Genomic DNA, 17,194 nt, shown 5'->3' with positions numbered 1-17,194 from the left:
ACAAGGAAAAGGCCAACTTTTATGATTCAATTCGGCTTTTTGTTAAAATGAATGTAACAACGGAGAAAGCAGGAGGACTGTCTAATGGAACACACAACTCAAACGAAAATATTAGTCGTAGATGATGAGGCAAGAATTCGCCGCCTTTTAAAAATGTATTTAGAACGTGAAAATTATGAAATCGATGAAGCGGAAAATGGAGATGAGGCGATTCAAAAAGGGCTTCAAACCGATTATGACCTTATTTTGCTCGATTTAATGATGCCTGGTACAGATGGAATCGAAGTGTGTAATCAAATTCGAGACAAAAAAGCGACTCCAATCATTATGCTGACGGCAAAAGGAGAAGAAGCCAACCGCGTTCAAGGATTTGAAGCAGGAACGGATGACTATATCGTCAAACCTTTCAGCCCGCGTGAAGTTGTTTTACGTGTGAAGGCATTGCTCAGAAGATCGTCTCAAACGTCTTATCTGAATACTGGGACAACAACAAAAGATGTTCTTGTGTTTTCTCATCTTTCTATTGACCACGATGCACATAGAGTGACGGCTGATGGCAAAGAAGTCAGCCTCACGCCGAAGGAATATGAGCTTTTATATTTCCTTGCTAAAACACCGGATAAGGTTTATGACAGAGAAAAGCTGTTAAAAGAAGTATGGCAATATGAATTCTTTGGAGACTTAAGAACAGTCGATACCCATGTCAAACGACTTCGTGAAAAACTGAATAAAGTGTCACCAGAAGCTGCGAAAAAAATCGTAACTGTATGGGGTGTCGGGTACAAATTTGAGGTCGGCGCTGAATGAAACTGTGGAAAAGTGTTGTAGGAAAGCTATGGTTAACCATTCTTTTCCTCGTCCTGATCGTTTTATCTATTTTAACTGTGCTTCTTTTAGAGTTCATTGAGAATTATCATGTAGAAGAAGCAAAATCTGATTTAACACAAATGGCGAACAAAGTAGCAGTCATTTTAGAAAGCCATGAGGATCAATCGCTTGCAAGGTCGATAACATCAGAACTCGCTGACAAATTGACGAGTATTGCGATCATCCAAGAGGACGGGCTAGAGTGGTATTCGTCTGAAAAAGGCGGGAAGCTTCCTGCGATTACAAAGAAACAAATTGAAGCGGACAGCGATTTAAACCAAGCACTGAAAGATCGTAAAAAAATCAGTAAACGTGCAGAACCTGATGCAGGCAATCAAAAAGATGAACGAATTGTAGTCGGTGTTCCATATGAGGCGAACGGAAAAAAAGGCATGGTCTTTCTTTCTCAGTCACTCCTCGCTGTAGAACAAACAACGAAACATACGACGCGATACATCTTCTTAGCCGCTGGAATTGCGATTGTACTGACCACTATATTCGCTTTCTTCTTGTCAACACGTGTCACCTATCCTCTTAGAAAGATGAGAGAGGGTGCACAAGATTTGGCGAAGGGGAAATTTGATACAAAGATTCCTATTTTAACGCAAGATGAGATTGGAGAACTGGCGATCGCCTTTAATCAAATGGGGAAGCAGCTTAAATTCCATATCACAGCCTTAAATCAAGAAAAAGAACATTTGTCTAATATTTTAAGCAGTATGGCCGATGGCGTCATCACCATCAATATTGATGGAACGATCTTGATGACAAATCCTCCTGCAGAACGATTTTTGCAGGCGTGGTATTATGAGCAAAATATGAAGATCAAAGATGGAGATGAACTGCCGCCAGAAGCGCGAGAGCTATTTCATACAGCTGTCAGCACAGAAAAGGAGCAAATGATCGAAGTTACGCTGCAAGGGCGTACGTGGGTTCTTCTCATGTCTCCGCTTTATAATCAGCAGGATGTCAGAGGAGCAGTTGCAGTCCTTCGTGATATGACGGAGGAACGAAGACTTGATAAACTGAGAAAAGACTTCATAGCCAATGTCAGTCATGAACTTCGTACACCAATTGCCATGCTGCAAGGGTACAGTGAGGCGATTGTAGATGATATTGCAGGATCAGAAGAGGAAAAGAAAGAGATTGCGCAAATTATCTACGATGAATCACTTCGAATGGGACGTCTTGTAAATGATCTTCTAGATCTAGCGAGAATGGAAGCAGGTCATATTACACTGAATCTTGAATCAACAGATACGGAAGAGCTGACTGAGAAGATCTACCGCAAGTTTCTAGGGATTGCGAAAGAAAAACAAATCGATCTTACGTATAATATTCAAGTGGATGAACCGTACTTTGTATTCGATCCAGATAAGATTGAGCAAGTGTTTACGAATCTCATTGATAATGCCATTCGTCATACACCAGAGGGCGGAGAGGTTCACTTTTCGGTTCAATCGGTGGAAAACGGGCTGAAAATGGATGTGAAAGATTCGGGAAGCGGAATTCCAGAAGAGGATCTGCCCTTTATTTTCGAGCGCTTCTATAAAGCTGATAAAGCAAGAACAAGAGGACGTTCTGGTACTGGGCTTGGCCTTGCGATTGTGAAGAACATCGTCGAAGCGCATCAAGGCTCTATTCATGCTCACAGCAAAACGGGTGCAGGTACACACTTCACCTTCTATATTCCGAGAAAAAAGCAGGAACTCGTCTAATCTTGACGAAGAATCTTGTTACATGAGAAACACTTCTTTTCGAAAGAAAATGAAGTGTTTTTTCTATTTTGAAATTTTTAAGGAGAAGTTAAACAAAAAGCCCTTTCCAAACTGTCGAACTTGTAATATATTTGTCATAAAGTTGTAATGTAACGTTTTATAAGAGTCACTCGACAAAAATAAGTGAACGGAGGGGTTTCCTATGCATGAAACCTTTCAAAAAATATATGATTCGTACCATCAAGATTTGTACCAGTTTTTATTTTATATGGTTAAAGATAAAAATCAGGCAGAGGATCTCGTGCAGGAGGTTTACATTCGGGTACTTCACTCATATAAAACTTTTGAAGGAAGAAGCAGCGAGAAAACATGGCTGTTTTCAATTGCAAGGCATGTGGCGATTGACTGGTTTCGCAAACAGCAAACCATTAGACAACGGGTGCTCGGCACGTTTGATTGGGATAAGCAGGATGTAAAAGATCCAGACTTGCTCCCAGACGAACTAGCTGTACAGGATGAAAATACAAAAGAAATTTATGCCGCACTTGATCACTGTACGATTGATCAAAGAGCTGTCATCATTTTAAGGTTTATCCAGGGCTACTCAATCATGGAGACGGCAAAGGCGCTAAAGTTCTCGGAAAGCAAAGTCAAAACAACGCAGCACCGAGGCCTGAAAGTGCTCCGAAAACATATGGAGCTTTTGAAGGAGGAGCTAGTGAATGAAAACGAACAGGTCCGATTGGAGCGAAGAACGAATCAAGGTGTTACTAAGTCAGCTTCCAAAAGTGGAGGACAACCGTTCATCTAAGCAGATATACCAGCAGATGCTGATGGCAAGCGGGAAGAAAAAGAAAAGTGTCAGATGGATCGGTCCAGCGGTGGCAACCGTTGTGGTTTTATTTATGGCGTTTTTAATTTCTCCTCATTTATTTCAGCCGGCAGCTCAAGAACAGCATCAACAGATGAAAATGGACTCAAGTGCTGACAAAGGACAGGCGAATGCCACATTAGAGCCGGTGAAACAGGCAAATGGTACCGCGCACGTTGTTTCTCATGAAGACAAGCAAAAATATATGACGGTTGCATACATAGATGAATCAACATCTCAAGTGGTTCCCATTAGTATTGAAAAAGAGAATGAACATGACCATTTGCAGGAAATAATGAACACATATGAACAGGTGCAGTTGCCTGAAATGACAAAGCCGCTTCAATCTTATCTTGAGATGGTGGACCTTCGTGAAAAAGGGAATACACTTGTCTTTCAGTTAAAAAATGATTTGTCCCTTGATACGATAAAGGAAGCCAATCGGTTTAAAGATATGGTAAAAGAAACGCTGAAATGGAGCAGGTATAAGCAAGTGGAAGTCAAATCTGTCAAAGGCTCTCAGCTTCAATTAGGGGCAAGTGGAAGCATCGGCAGGGTATCGATTGATAAACAAACAAAGCAAGCTTATTACGTATTAGAAAATAAGAGCGGGACTTTTTTGGTGCCCTCAAAAACGCATTATTCTTCTTATGAAGAGGCGGTAGAGGCCATGAAACGGTCGAGTGATTCTGGGCTCGAACCATTAATTAAAGAAGAATCCATTAAAGAAGTGACATCAAAAGGTAAGCATGTGACCATCACGTTTGGAGCATCAGCAAAATTATCGGACTCAATTGATCATATTCTACTCATTGAAGGTCTGCTGCTCACAGCGAAAGATTTTGGTTTTACAGATGTCACCATCCAATATGCAGGAACAGATCAAGTAGGACCTTATGAATTAAACGAACCAATAGAGGTACCGGCTCTGCCGAATCCAGTTGTCATCAAAGATCGTTAAAGGACGCAAGTAAGTCATTGCGTTCTTTTTTAATGTATATAAAATGGCCTTCTTGCTGTATACTAAGCTGTCATGAAAAGAACCTCAAAGAAGGGGAGTCACTGATGAAAAGGTATTGCTTCATAGGTGCAAGCTGTTTTTTGTTCTTCATCTTAGCACCATTTGCCCATGCGCAGCAGACAAACGAATGGGTGGAGCCAGTGAAAGGAGAAGTCACTGACTTGTTTGGGACAAGGGGCGGCTCGCATAAGGGATTAGATATAGCTGCGCCAGAAGGAGAATCCATTTTTGCTGCAAGTGAAGGTGTGGTTACGCGTTCGTATGTATCGGCTACATATGGAGAGGTTGTGTTTATTCAGCATCCAAACGGGTACGAAACCGTCTATGCTCATTTACACGAGCGTTTTGTGAAAAAGGGTGACCAAGTACAAGCAGGAGAGCCAATTGGCATCATTGGCAACACAGGAGCCTCTAGAGGCACTCATTTGCATTTTGAGGTACATCGTGGCAATTGGTCAGTCAGCAAAGAGGATGCGATAGATCCGCTCAAAATGATTGCAGAGGAACGTTTCAAAGAGCCAGCTCTTCATGTAAATGGACATGAAAAAAATACATATGTCATTCAAAAAGGGGACACTCTTTGGTCAATAGCAAAGGCGCATGAAATGACTGTGGAACAATTGAAAAAGATCAATGAGCTGACCACTCACCTCATTCGAACAGGAGACCGGTTAATGGTTTCAAAAAAATAAACCTCATGCTTTTGCATGAGGTTTATCACTGTTTTTAAAGGTCAATCAGGCGGACAGACAGAATATCCTGTACTTCCGTTAATTTTTTCACAATTTCATCCTCTAGATGCTTATCGAAAGAAAGCATCATAATGGCTTCGCCGCCTTTTTCTTTACGTCCTACCTGCATTGTTGCGATGTTGACATCGTGGTCGCCTAAAATCTGTCCAACCTTTCCAATCACACCAGGTGCATCTGTATGCTGGATGTAGACAAGGTGTCCATCTGGATAAAAATCAATATTAAATCCATTAATAGAAACAACGCGTTCCCCTAGATGCGGGATGTAAGTCGCTTTTAGAGTAAAGGTTGAAAGATCACCTTTGACTTCAATAGAAATACTGTTTTCGTAACCAGATTCGCTGGAAGAAATTTTCTCACTAAAGCTAATGCCGCGTTCTTTTGCGACCATTCCAGCATTTACTTCATTCACAGTCGAATCAACGCGCTCTTTTAAAAAGCCTGAGAGGAGACTTTTTGTGATAAAAGATGTTTCGAGTTTTGAAATAGAGCCTTCATAAGAAATGCCTACTTCTTTTACAGGTTCTCTCATTGATTGAGAGACAAGACGTCCAAGTTTTCCTGCAAACTGATGATAAGGCTGAATCTTTTTGAATTCGTCTTTTGTCATCGCTGGTAGATTAATAGATGACATGACAGGAAGACCTTTTGCAAATTGAAGGACTTCTTCAGATACTTGCGCTGCTACATTTAATTGTGCTTCTTTTGTAGAGGCACCAAGATGCGGAGTTGCAATGACGTGTGGATGATCCACAAGCGGATTATCAGTTGGAGGTTCTACCTCGAATACATCGAGTGCAGCTCCTGCGACATGGCCGCTTTCAAGTGCCTCAAGAAGGTCAGCTTCGTCAATAATGCCGCCGCGTGCACAGTTTACAAGGCGAACTCCTTTTTTCGTTTTTGCAATCGTTTCTTTATTGAGAAGTCCTCTTGTTTCTTTTGTTAATGGCGTATGTACAGTAATGATATCTGATACTTCGAGTACTTCATCGAGTGATTTCGCATTGACGCCAATTTTTTCTGCACGTTCCTTTGTGAGAAATGGGTCAAACACGTTGACTGTCATGCCAAACGCTCTTGCACGCTGGGCGATTTCACTTCCGATTCTGCCTAAGCCGACAATCCCAAGAGATTTTCCGTAAAGCTCAGCACCAACATATGCACCTCTGTTCCATTCTTTTGATTTGACAGAAATATTGGCTTGCGGAATATGACGCATAAGTGATGAAATCATGGCGAACGTATGCTCAGCTGTCGAGATCGTATTACCGTTTGGTGCATTGATCACAATGACGCCATGCTTGGTTGCTTCATCAATGTCAATATTGTCTACTCCTACACCGGCACGGCCGACAATTTTTAATGAAGTCATTTTTTCATAAAGCTCTTTCGTTACTTTCGTGGCACTTCTGACAAGTAAGGCATCAAACGTGTGTAATTCATCTTCTGCTTCTGCTACATTTTTTTGGACAATTTCAACAAAATCTGATTCTAAAAGTGGTAGAAGACCATCATTGCTCATCTTATCTGAGACTAATACTCGAAACATCGTAAGATTTCCTCCTAAAATAAACGTCATAAATATCTGATAATTTACCATATTCCTTTTCACTGTGTCAATCAAATTAAAGCAGTAAAGTAAAAAAGAAAACACGAACATTTCTTTGTGTCTTTATAAAGAATGAACACCTTTAAACAAAAGATAACCAATTTTTGCGCATTTGTCATTAGAATTTTTGTGTTTTTTACGATTTCTTAAAACTGATGAATTTGCTCAGGATTTTTATCTGTACAAATGCTCATATATCATATATAATGATGTCGAATTGAATAATGATCAATCTTCGGGGCAGGGTGTAATTCCCTACCGGCGGTGATGAGCATAGTCTCTAAGCCCGCGAGCCTTTTTGGCAGGATTCGGTGTGATTCCGAAGCCGACAGTATAGTCTGGATGGGAGAAGATGGAGGTTCATAAACGTTGAAAACATTGATGTTTACACGTTTATTTGTCTAGCCCAATTTCCCCGCTCCTGTTTTCAAGGGCGGTTTTTTTGTGGCTAAAATGGAACAATCCTCTTTTCGAAAGATTTGATCGAAAAGGAGAGAGAATATTGAATCAAAGTAAAGTAAAGCGTTTAGTCGTTACCAGTATGCTCAGCAGTATTTCGTTTGTATTAATTTTATTGGATTTCCCTTTCCCGGGTCTTCCAGCGTATTTGAAAATTGATTTCAGTGATATCCCGGCGATTATTGCAATTTTAATTTATGGACCGGGTGCAGGTATTGCTGTTGAGGCATTAAAAAATGTACTGCATTACCTCATTCAAGGCAGTATGTCCGGCGTTCCAGTTGGGCAAGTCGCGAACTTCATTGCAGGCACATTATTTATCTTGCCAGTCGCCTTTATGTTCAAAAAAATAAAATCAGCAAAAGGGATGGCATGGTCTATGATCGCGGGTACATTGCTTATGACTGTGATGATGAGCATTTTAAATTACTTCTTATTCCTGCCAGCTTACACATGGTTCTTAAACGCGCCAGAACTATCCGATCATGCGCTCAAGACGACCATTACAGCAGGGATCTTACCATTTAACTTTATTAAAGGCATCATCCTTACCATCGTGTTTAGCCTCATTTTTGTGAAAATGCGTCCATGGTTTGAAAATAAACGCCGACTTCAAAATAGTTAATATAAAAAAAGCCCCTGCATAAGGGGCTTTTATACTATTCATGCTTAAGTGGGTCACCCTCGAAAGATTCGTCCGCAACTTTGATTGAATCCGTTGGACATCCTTCAAATGCATCAAGCATATCTTCTTCGAGTACTTCTGGAACTTCTACAGTTCCTTGGTTGTCATCAAGCGTAACAAATGCAATGCCTTCATCATCATAATCATAAATGTCTGGAGCAGCTGCACCGCATGCGCCGCAAGCAATACATGTGTCTTTGTCTACAATTGTATATTTTGCCATGTTAAAAAAATACCTCCCAGATTGTTCGATGGAACAAATGGTCTAACCTTTTTAGTTTCACCGATAAAAAACAATTTCCTCAAACCTTATTGTAATGATTTTAATTTCACATTTCAACTGTAAAGTGATTGAGAATGCTTATCACATAAGGGTTTGTTCATAACTTTCCCCCACAAATTGAGTTTAAACATTTCTTCTTCTATGAAATCTGTTAAAATAAAGGGAGAAAATATTCGAATTTTGTCAGGAAGACAGGTGCTTTGACGAATGACTCTTCATTATTTGGATGTCATGTTAATGGACAGCGTATATAAATTGAACGGCGAACGCTCCATAAGTGCTGTCTACCATCTTTTTAAAGGAAAAAAATCATCACAAACCATACAGGATGCAAGTTTATTTCAGCTTTCAAAGTACTTTGGCTGTTACCCGGGGTTTACGAGGGATCAGCTGAATCGCTCTACTTTAAAACTTGACGAAGAGCACTACATCAAAAAAACGGGGGAGACATTCACTGTTACAGATGCAGGACAGCGTATGCTAAACCAGTATTTTTTAGAAAAACCGATGCCCGTTTATTTTCATGGTGCAAAATATCATGATAAAGCAAAGGTGCTATGGATGAGGCTCTCTTTACTTGTACAAGTGCTTTCTCACCATATGGCTGGATCGTATCAATATGTCCCAATACAAAGAGATGTATCCGTACAAAGCTGGACGAAATCCTTCTTAAAACAGCATCACGAGAAGAATAAACTTTCAGAAGAGCTGCATCATGAACTAGAAACGCTCCTTAGCCGTATAAGTGATCAAGAGGCGCTGATTTTTGTTTATTCATTGACGTCAAATGAAAGAATCGGGCGTACGTATCAGCAAATGGCAGAGTGGCTAAAAGAAGATGTGTGGTATGTGTACCTGCTTTTTTGGAATGTCCTCCATTATTTTATTCATGCTGCCCAAAAAGGTGAGACGCAGCTCATGCAAAAGCTCGTAGGTGACCTTGAATTCAAACGCGTGCTAACAACCTCTACTCACAAAACGCTCGAACTTGTGCAAAAAGGCTTTGATATTGATCAGATTGCTCATATTCGTTCATTAAAAAAGGCAACGATCGAAGACCATATTGTCGAGCTTTCCATACATGAACCGAACTTCTCAATAGAGCCGTATGTGAGCGAAGAAGCGCAGCAGGCCATTCATGCAGTAGCCAGAGAGCTTCAAACAAATAAAATGAAGCTGATTAAAGAAAAACTCGAACATTCATTTACTTATTTTCAAATACGATTGGCTCTGACAAGGATGGTGAAAGCAAATGGATAAGCTTCATCAGACGCTCATGCGATATTTTGGTTACGACTCATTTAAAACAGGTCAAGAGGACATTATTCAAAGTGTACTGAATCAAAAGGATACGGTTGCCATGCTGCCTACTGGCGGCGGGAAATCCATCTGCTATCAAATTCCCGGCTATATGTCAGATGGGTTAGTTCTCATTATTTCGCCGCTGTTATCGCTTATGGAGGATCAAGTCGAACGAATGAAAATGCGCGGAGAAAAACGAGTGGCGGCGCTGAACAGCACATTGTCTTTTCAGGAGAGACGGCATATCATTCGGCATTTGCCATCATATAAGTTTTTATTTGTCGCGCCTGAGGCATTAATGTCAGAGGTGCTGCTAGAACAGCTCAAATCGATGCATATTGGTCTGTTCGTCGTCGATGAAGCCCATTGTATATCCGAATGGGGGCATGATTTCCGTCCGGAATATTCAAAGCTGGGAGAATGGAGAGAAGCGTTAGGTCATCCTGTCGCCTTAGCACTGACGGCAACTGCAACAAAACAAACACTTAAAGATACCGTGCAAACGTTAAGATTGCAGCATCCGGATTTTCATATTCATTCTGTCAACCGGCCAAACATCGCTTTAGTTAAAGAAGCGCACGAAACGAAAGAAGCAAAAGAAAAACGGGCTATTGAGCTTGTGGAATTCCTGCAAGGCCCCGGTCTGATTTATTGCCCGACCCGGCAAATGACAGAAGATATGGCGCTTTTTATGAAACAAAAAACCCATCAGCGTGTAGAGTATTACCATGGCGGAATGGATGCAGGAGACCGCATGCTGATTCAGCAGCAATTTATCAGCGGACAGCTTGATCTCATTTGTTGTACAAGTGCTTTTGGAATGGGAATTGATAAAGCAGATATACGATTTGTTATTCATATGAGCCCGCCGCAGTCAATTGAAGCATTTATGCAGGAAATTGGAAGAGCAGGACGGGACGGGAAAAACAGTGTGAGCATTCTTTTATATACAGAAGAGGATGCGGACATTCAACAGCATTTAATACAAGCCGAGGGCTTTGATGATCCAGAAATTGATTTTTTCTTAGCTAGACTGACACAAACGCAGACAAATGATGAAAAAAAATTACGTGAACAATTGATGGAATCAGGGCTTCAGGAGACACGGGCAAGAATGCTGATCCACTATTACAGGATGTATCAGTCTGAACAGCCGCGTGTGCTCCTGATGAAACTGAAAGAGAAATTGCAGGACAGACAAACAGAAAAACTGAGAAAAGTGTGGCAATTTAAGGAGCGGATCACAGATCATAGCTGCTTTAGACAATCTCTGTTATCATACTTTTACGAACAGCTTGATCAAACGGAGGCCGCATCCTCTGGCAATTGCTGCTCTTCTTGCGGACTTGACCTGTCTCATTATGAAAAAAAAGAACAACCATTGGAGCTGAATGAAATGAAACACTGGAAGACCGTGCTGGATCGTATGTTTCATCTGACAAAAGAGGCGCAGCATTGATCGAACAACATCGCCGAATCATTGAAAAATTAACCGATCGACAAGTCGTAGAACAGCTGTATTTTACGCAGCTGCTGATGCTGGTTATTTCTTTTTTACTAGGGATATTTATGTTCGATCATTGGACAGATTTCACATCCCTGTGGGAGATCCATGATGTGCGGATACTGACTTATGGAATTGGCGGCGCTGTGCTTGTAATCATTGTTGATGCAATTGTCATGAAGGTGTTTCCTGCTCATATGTATGATGATGGCGGATTAAATGAAAAAATGTTCAAAAACCGCAGCATCCCGCATATTGTTTGGTTAACACTGCTCATCGCCTTTTCAGAGGAAATTCTATTCCGAGGGATCGTCCAGCAGCAATTTGGATTGGAGATTGCTAGTATCGTGTTTGCGCTCCTTCACTTTCGCTACTTATCAAAAATACTCTTGTTTATCCTTGTGGTTTCCATTAGTATTTTTTTAGGACTTTTATACGAGTGGACGGGGAATTTATTTGTTCCTGTCATGACCCATTTTGTCATTGACTTAGTCTTTGCTTGTCAAATTCGTTTGAAATATAGGGGGAGGGATGAACATGGAAGAAATGTCGAGAATGAAGAGAAAGAAGGAGCAGCTGACAAACATCCATGACGATGAGGTTGAGAAGATTTTTGAAGAAGAAGTACAGCCTTCAGATGACTCTCACTTTCCTACACGAGAAGATTTTCATGAATATAAAAAGCAGCGCACGAAAAAGGTTCGCAATCCATTGTTTACAACACTGGCTATTATCTTTCCTATTATCGTCGTCACGGTGTTCTTCCTTTTGATCTACTACACGTCAAAGGAAATTAACCATAATAATAATCAAGATGTATATAATATTGATTCTACATCAAGTGCTGACACAGACCCAGTCCCGTCAGCACTTGCCGAAACGAAAAATGACTCAAGCGCTGATAAAGCAGATGCGTCTGATGATGAGAAGCAAAAGAAAGATGAAGAAAAACAGCGATCGAAAGAAAAAGCTGAACAGAAGAAAAAAGAAAAAGCTGCTAAAGAGAAAGAAGAGCGTGAACAAGCAGCGAAAGAAAAAGAGCGGGAGCGAGCTGAAGCTGCCAAAAAGCGTGAACAGCAGCAGCTAGCCCTGCAAAAGCAACAGGAAGAGAAAAAACGAAAAGAAGCTGAAGAGAAAAAGAAGCAGGAAGAAAAGCCAGTTCGTGTCGTGCAGCACACTGTTGGTCCAGAGGAAAACCTGTATCGAATTTCAATGAAGTATTACAAAAACCGTTCGGGTGAAGAGAAAATTAGAGCCTATAATCATTTGAAAGGTAACAGCGTGTACAGTGGTCAAGTGCTGAATATTCCACTAGAAAACTAATCATCTGACATGAATGAAGAAGCACGCACATACATATGTAGAAAAAAGGGACAGGGTGTATGTGATGACATTGCACGCAATCAGCCGATATATGGATCAGCCAACACAGAAGATGATGGAAACATTGATCAAAAGAAAGCATAAATATGAGGGTTTTGCCAAGCAGTGCAAAAGGTGGCAATGGACAGCCCTTCTATCGCTGGCCATTCTTTTGTTTTATTTTGTGATCACGGCAAATGCGGGAGGCGGCTCGCTTCAGCCAGAAGCGATGATTGCCACACTGCTTGGTCATGAAGTTTTTCTGTTTTGGATCATGGCTGAGGTCTTTGCTTTTTATGCCTCTTATTACTATAAGAAAAAAGAAGAAAAGGCTGAAGATGAATATCATCGGCTTCGATGTGAAATTATACAAAAGAGCACAGACTTATGGTCGCAATCAAATCAGTGGAAAGAGCGCGAGACGGTTTTTCACTATATGCAGAAGCAATATGACATTAATCTCTATTATGAAAGTAAATAAATGAGAAAAAAAGACGTTTAACAGTTGAAACGTCTTTTTTCATTCAAGCGTCTTATGAAAGAGAAAGATATGTAAGGGAGCCATTTGTGATGAAATATGCCATCGGATTTACTGCCGCCATTGCGGCTGTTACAACAGGTGTGTGTGTAACGGCAAAAATGGTGAAAACGGCAAAACAAAACAACATCAAAAAGCATTACTTTACAATAGAAGCACTTCAATCAGACCGGCCTGCTGTCATTTTCTTTATTTCTGATACACACAGACGTCTCATCAGTGACACTTTATTAGCGGAAATCAGACAGGAAGAGCCAGATGTGATTATGATTGGCGGAGATTTAGCAGAAAAAGGTGTGCCCTACGCAAGGATTGAAGAAAATGTGAAACGTTTATCAAGAATTGCGCCGGTTTATTTTGTTTGGGGAAATAATGATCATGAGCTGCACCAGCAAAGGTTGAAAGAGATTTTTCATGCATACGATGTCACGACTTTGCAAAATGAAACGGCTGTATGGAATTTCGAAGGCCAGCGAATTAAAATCGGAGGAATTGATGATATTCGGCTTGAAAAAGCAGATTATGAAGCGATACGGCCAGAGTTTGTGAAAGAAGATGTCAATATTCTCTTATCACACAATCCAGATGTACATCATTTGATGAGTGAAGAGGAAGGAATTGATCTTGTCCTGAGCGGTCATACGCATGGGGGACAGATCCGAATTGGGAAATTTGGACCGTATGAAAAAGGAAGAACAGGCCAGGTCAAAGGTGCGTTCTTTCTCATTAGTAATGGCTACGGTACAACAAAACTTCCTTTGCGTCTCGGAGCAGAACCAGAAACCCATCTGATCTATTTAATGCCTCTAAAAACGCGTTAACTTGCGGAACCCTCAATATTTTCCATAAAAGTCACCGTAAGCATAGCTTCATGCTTGTCTTCCGTCTTGACACAGTGTAAACTGAATACAAAATTAAGAACCTATGACTCATCATCTCATATACTACAGTATGATGTGTGTTTAGAAGAGGCAGGAGGGAACGTTATGCGACTGGAGCGTCTGAATTATAATAAAATCAAAATTTTTCTCACACTAGATGACCTGACAGACCGAGGTCTTACGAAAGAAGACCTTTGGAAAGATTCGTTCAAAGTCCATCAGCTGTTTAAAGACATGATGAACGAGGCGAATCAGGAGCTCGGTTTTGAAGCGAATGGACCGATTGCTGTTGAAGTATTTTCTCTTCAGGCGCAGGGGATGGTCGTCATTGTCACAAAGAGTCAGCAGGAAGATGCTGATGATGAGTTTGATGAAGATTACATTGAGATGCAAGTCAAGCTCGACGAGAGCAAGCATGTGCTCTATCAATTTGCCTCGTTTGAAGATGTGATTCAACTGTCCCATAGTTTAAGTCGTATTGGACTTTTAGGGGGTACAGTTTACCATTATGAAGGTCAATATTATCTCAGCCTAGATGATGTTGGAGAACTATCTGCTGATACAGTCATTTCGATTTTAGCAGAGTTTGGTTCACCTACGACACTCACCATTCACCGGCTAAAAGAGTATGGAAAAGTGATCATGCAAGAAGATGCTGTGAAAACGATTCAAATGTATTTTTAATCACTTTTTTCTATTATATTTAATACTGTTGTGATGAAACAACAGTATTTTTTTATATCCTTTTTTATATTTATAAACGCTGATATTTTATTTTGATAAAAAACGCTTTTTACCTTTGCTTTACCAGTACGAAGGTGTATACTATTGCTTGAAAGGGAGCAGTAGATCATGAAAGATTTCTAGGGGGTTTATTTTAATGGCAGCCGATCAAAACGCCGCTCATAACGCAGAAGATAAGCTAGATGTTTTAAAGTCAACTCAAACCGTCATACATAAAGCGCTAGACAAATTAGGGTATCCGCAGGAAGTGTATGAATTGCTGAAGGAGCCAATTCGTCTATTAACGGTCAAAATTCCAGTACGTATGGATGATGGATCTGTGAAAATCTTCACTGGTTACCGCGCACAGCACAATGATGCTGTCGGTCCAACAAAAGGCGGAATTCGTTTCCACCCGAACGTTACGGAAAAAGAAGTAAAAGCGCTTTCAATTTGGATGAGTTTAAAATGTGGAATTGTGGATCTTCCTTATGGCGGAGGAAAAGGCGGTATTATCTGTGATCCAAGAGAAATGTCATTCAGAGAGCTTGAAAAACTTAGCCGTGGCTATGTTCGTGCCATCAGTCAAATTGTTGGACCAACAAAAGATGTTCCAGCACCAGACGTGTTTACGAACTCTCAAATTATGGCATGGATGATGGATGAATATTCTAGAATTGATGAGTTTAACTCGCCAGGATTTATTACAGGAAAACCAATTGTTCTTGGAGGATCACACGGACGTGATACTGCAACAGCAAAAGGTGTGACGATCTGCATCAAAGAAGCGGCGAAGAAAAAAGGAATTGACATTAACGGGGCTCGTGTTGTCGTACAGGGATTCGGAAATGCAGGAAGCTACTTAGCTAAATTCATGTATGATGCTGGAGCGAAAATCGTAGGGATTTCAGATGCGTACGGCGGATTATACGATGAAGATGGTCTAGATATTGACTACTTGCTTGACCGACGTGACAGCTTTGGAACCGTCACTAAATTATTTAACGATACAATTACAAACCAAGAGCTGCTTGAGCTAGATTGTGATATCCTAGTACCTGCAGCCATTGAAAACCAAATCACAGAAGATAATGCGGCAAACATTAAAGCCAAAATTGTCGTTGAAGCAGCAAATGGTCCAACGACACTGGAAGGAACCAAAATTCTTTCAGATCGTGGTGTACTACTTGTCCCAGACGTACTTGCGAGTGCGGGTGGTGTAACTGTTTCTTACTTTGAATGGGTTCAGAATAACCAAGGGTTCTACTGGACTGAAGAAGAAGTTGAAACTCGTTTAGAAGATATGATGGTGAAATCATTTAATAATATTTATGAAATGGCGCAAAACCGCCGGATTGATATGCGTCTTGCTGCATATATGGTCGGTGTACGTAAAATGGCTGAAGCTTCTCGATTCAGAGGCTGGATTTAAGCGGCTGATTTGCATCGCGCCTTAAAATCTCCTATCCTTAAATAGGAGATTTTTTTATGGAATGGAACAAAGAATCAAACAGCCCAGCAATTGTTATTGCAGTGAAATGACAGGAGTGGAACAAATGAAACAAGAAAAAGCGATCATAATAGGAGGCGGCCCATGCGGACTATCAGCTGCCATCGCATTCAAGCAAATTGGGATTGATGCACTTGTGATTGAAAAGGGGAATGTCGTGAACAGTATTTATCATTACCCAACACATCAAACCTTTTTTAGTACAAGTGAAAAGCTTGAAATCGGTGATGTCGCTTTTATTACTGAGAATCGTAAGCCCGTTCGTATTCAGGCACTTTCCTATTACCGAGAGGTCGTCAGACGAAAAAAACTGCGTGTACATGCTTTTGAAAAAGTAAACGCCGTGACGAAACAAGATGGCCGTTTTACGGTGAATACATCAAAAGACGATTATTCATGTGATTACGTCGTCATTGCGACTGGGTATTATGATCATCCAAATTATATGAACGTCAAAGGAGAAGACCTTCCCCACGTGTATCACTATTTTAAAGAAGGGCACCCATATTTTGATAAAGATGTGACGGTGATCGGCGGGAAGAACTCCAGCGTGGATGCTGCACTAGAACTTGTGAAATGCGGAAGCAGAGTCACTGTGCTTTATAGAGGAACAGAATATTCATCCAGCATCAAACCTTGGATTTTACCAGAGTTTGAAGCGCTTGTCCGTAATGGAACGATTCGCATGGAGTTTGGCGCGCAGGTGAAAGAAATCACAGAAGAAGATGTGATCTTTACAAACCAGCAAAATCAAACGGATCGAGTGAAAAGTGACTATGTATTTGCCATGACTGGTTATCATCCAGATCATTCTTTCTTAGAAAAAATGGGTGTCACGATAGATCAAGAATCAGGCCGTCCAGCATTTGATGAACAAACGATGGAAACGAATGTTGAAGGTATTTTCATTGCAGGAGTCATTGCTGCTGGAAATAATGCAAATGAAATTTTCATCGAAAATGGAAGATTTCATGGCGGACTCATTGCAGAAGAAATCAACAAAAGAATCAACGGATAAAAAAAGAACTGGATCCTTCAAAAGGGGTTCGGTTCTTTTTTATATAAATTGGGATTATATAGAAAGTTATTTTTAGAAAAATGGGCCCGAG

Annotated in this window: 17 protein-coding genes and 1 riboswitch; of the genes, 15 read left to right on the top strand and 2 right to left on the bottom strand. The window is 40.7% G+C overall.

Going from position 1 to position 17,194, the window contains the following annotated elements:
* Positions 1 to 84 precede the first annotated feature (84 nt).
* The 5 genes from NST59_RS10495 to NST59_RS10475 all read left to right on the top strand — a co-directional run bounded on the left by NST59_RS10495 (position 85) and on the right by NST59_RS10475 (position 5,169).
* Complete coding sequence (locus NST59_RS10495) at positions 85 to 807, top strand: response regulator transcription factor (RefSeq protein WP_003215596.1); 723 nt, start codon at positions 85 to 87, stop codon at positions 805 to 807.
* Positions 804 to 2,585, top strand: a complete 1,782-nt coding sequence (locus tag NST59_RS10490; RefSeq protein ID WP_058837972.1) for an ATP-binding protein — start codon at positions 804 to 806, stop codon at positions 2,583 to 2,585. The genes NST59_RS10495 and NST59_RS10490 overlap by 4 nt, the downstream gene beginning before the upstream one ends.
* Before the next feature lie 202 nt (positions 2,586 to 2,787).
* Entirely contained in the window at positions 2,788 to 3,396 is a 609-nt protein-coding gene (sigX, locus tag NST59_RS10485; protein ID WP_039179611.1) for an RNA polymerase sigma factor SigX, read from the top strand.
* Positions 3,308 to 4,417, top strand: a complete 1,110-nt coding sequence (locus NST59_RS10480) for a hypothetical protein (protein WP_064497553.1) — start codon at positions 3,308 to 3,310, stop codon at positions 4,415 to 4,417. The genes sigX and NST59_RS10480 overlap by 89 nt, the downstream gene beginning before the upstream one ends.
* 104 nt (positions 4,418 to 4,521) lie before the next feature.
* Entirely contained in the window at positions 4,522 to 5,169 is a 648-nt protein-coding gene (locus NST59_RS10475; RefSeq protein ID WP_058837970.1) for a M23 family metallopeptidase, read from the top strand.
* Positions 5,170 to 5,203: 34 nt separating this feature from the next.
* Here the strand turns inward: NST59_RS10475 and serA are convergent, their stop codons facing one another.
* Positions 5,204 to 6,778 (bottom strand): phosphoglycerate dehydrogenase, encoded by a 1,575-nt coding sequence (serA, locus tag NST59_RS10470; protein WP_024422834.1) that lies wholly within the window; start codon positions 6,776 to 6,778, stop codon positions 5,204 to 5,206.
* Positions 6,779 to 7,065: 287 nt separating this feature from the next.
* Positions 7,066 to 7,196, top strand: a riboswitch (FMN riboswitch).
* A 144-nt stretch (positions 7,197 to 7,340) separates the two neighbouring features.
* On the opposite strand from serA, the gene NST59_RS10465 reads away from it, so the two are divergent.
* Complete coding sequence (locus NST59_RS10465) at positions 7,341 to 7,922, top strand: ECF transporter S component (RefSeq protein ID WP_081258390.1); 582 nt, start codon at positions 7,341 to 7,343, stop codon at positions 7,920 to 7,922.
* A gap of 34 nt (positions 7,923 to 7,956) precedes the next feature.
* Here the strand turns inward: NST59_RS10465 and NST59_RS10460 are convergent, their stop codons facing one another.
* Positions 7,957 to 8,205, bottom strand: coding sequence for a ferredoxin (locus NST59_RS10460; RefSeq protein ID WP_003215700.1), 249 nt, complete (start codon positions 8,203 to 8,205; stop codon positions 7,957 to 7,959).
* A gap of 267 nt (positions 8,206 to 8,472) precedes the next feature.
* On the opposite strand from NST59_RS10460, the gene NST59_RS10455 reads away from it, so the two are divergent.
* The 9 genes from NST59_RS10455 to NST59_RS10415 all read left to right on the top strand — a co-directional run bounded on the left by NST59_RS10455 (position 8,473) and on the right by NST59_RS10415 (position 17,103).
* Complete coding sequence (locus NST59_RS10455) at positions 8,473 to 9,525, top strand: helix-turn-helix domain-containing protein (protein WP_126681636.1); 1,053 nt, start codon at positions 8,473 to 8,475, stop codon at positions 9,523 to 9,525.
* On the top strand, positions 9,518 to 11,026 hold the full coding sequence (locus NST59_RS10450; RefSeq protein ID WP_058837968.1) for a RecQ family ATP-dependent DNA helicase: 1,509 nt from the start codon (positions 9,518 to 9,520) through the stop codon (positions 11,024 to 11,026). The genes NST59_RS10455 and NST59_RS10450 overlap by 8 nt, the downstream gene beginning before the upstream one ends.
* Positions 11,023 to 11,664, top strand: a complete 642-nt coding sequence (locus NST59_RS10445) for a CPBP family intramembrane glutamic endopeptidase (protein WP_039179606.1) — start codon at positions 11,023 to 11,025, stop codon at positions 11,662 to 11,664. Before NST59_RS10450 ends, NST59_RS10445 begins: the two co-directional genes overlap by 4 nt.
* Positions 11,609 to 12,394, top strand: a complete 786-nt coding sequence (locus NST59_RS10440; protein ID WP_247544539.1) for a LysM peptidoglycan-binding domain-containing protein — start codon at positions 11,609 to 11,611, stop codon at positions 12,392 to 12,394. Before NST59_RS10445 ends, NST59_RS10440 begins: the two co-directional genes overlap by 56 nt.
* 64 nt (positions 12,395 to 12,458) lie before the next feature.
* A complete protein-coding gene (locus NST59_RS10435) occupies positions 12,459 to 12,914 on the top strand; it encodes a DUF2663 family protein (RefSeq protein WP_151284389.1) in 456 nt (151 codons plus the stop codon).
* 89 nt (positions 12,915 to 13,003) lie between these two features.
* Positions 13,004 to 13,792, top strand: a complete 789-nt coding sequence (locus tag NST59_RS10430; protein ID WP_126681637.1) for a metallophosphoesterase — start codon at positions 13,004 to 13,006, stop codon at positions 13,790 to 13,792.
* Between the two features lie 165 nt (positions 13,793 to 13,957).
* A complete protein-coding gene (locus NST59_RS10425) occupies positions 13,958 to 14,536 on the top strand; it encodes a genetic competence negative regulator (RefSeq protein ID WP_024428080.1) in 579 nt (192 codons plus the stop codon).
* Positions 14,537 to 14,732: 196 nt separating this feature from the next.
* A complete protein-coding gene (locus NST59_RS10420) occupies positions 14,733 to 16,007 on the top strand; it encodes a Glu/Leu/Phe/Val family dehydrogenase (protein ID WP_007500982.1) in 1,275 nt (424 codons plus the stop codon).
* Positions 16,008 to 16,131: 124 nt separating this feature from the next.
* A complete protein-coding gene (locus tag NST59_RS10415; protein WP_144490438.1) occupies positions 16,132 to 17,103 on the top strand; it encodes a YpdA family putative bacillithiol disulfide reductase in 972 nt (323 codons plus the stop codon).
* The last annotated feature ends 91 nt before the right edge of the window (positions 17,104 to 17,194 follow it).

The sequence above is a fragment of the Bacillus sp. FSL R5-0439 genome (genome assembly GCF_038008805.1).
Taxonomy (GTDB): Bacteria; Bacillota; Bacilli; order Bacillales; family Bacillaceae; genus Bacillus; species Bacillus safensis.
The sequence above is the reverse complement of the archived record's forward strand: the minus strand, read 5'-3'. Positions and strand labels throughout refer to the sequence as shown.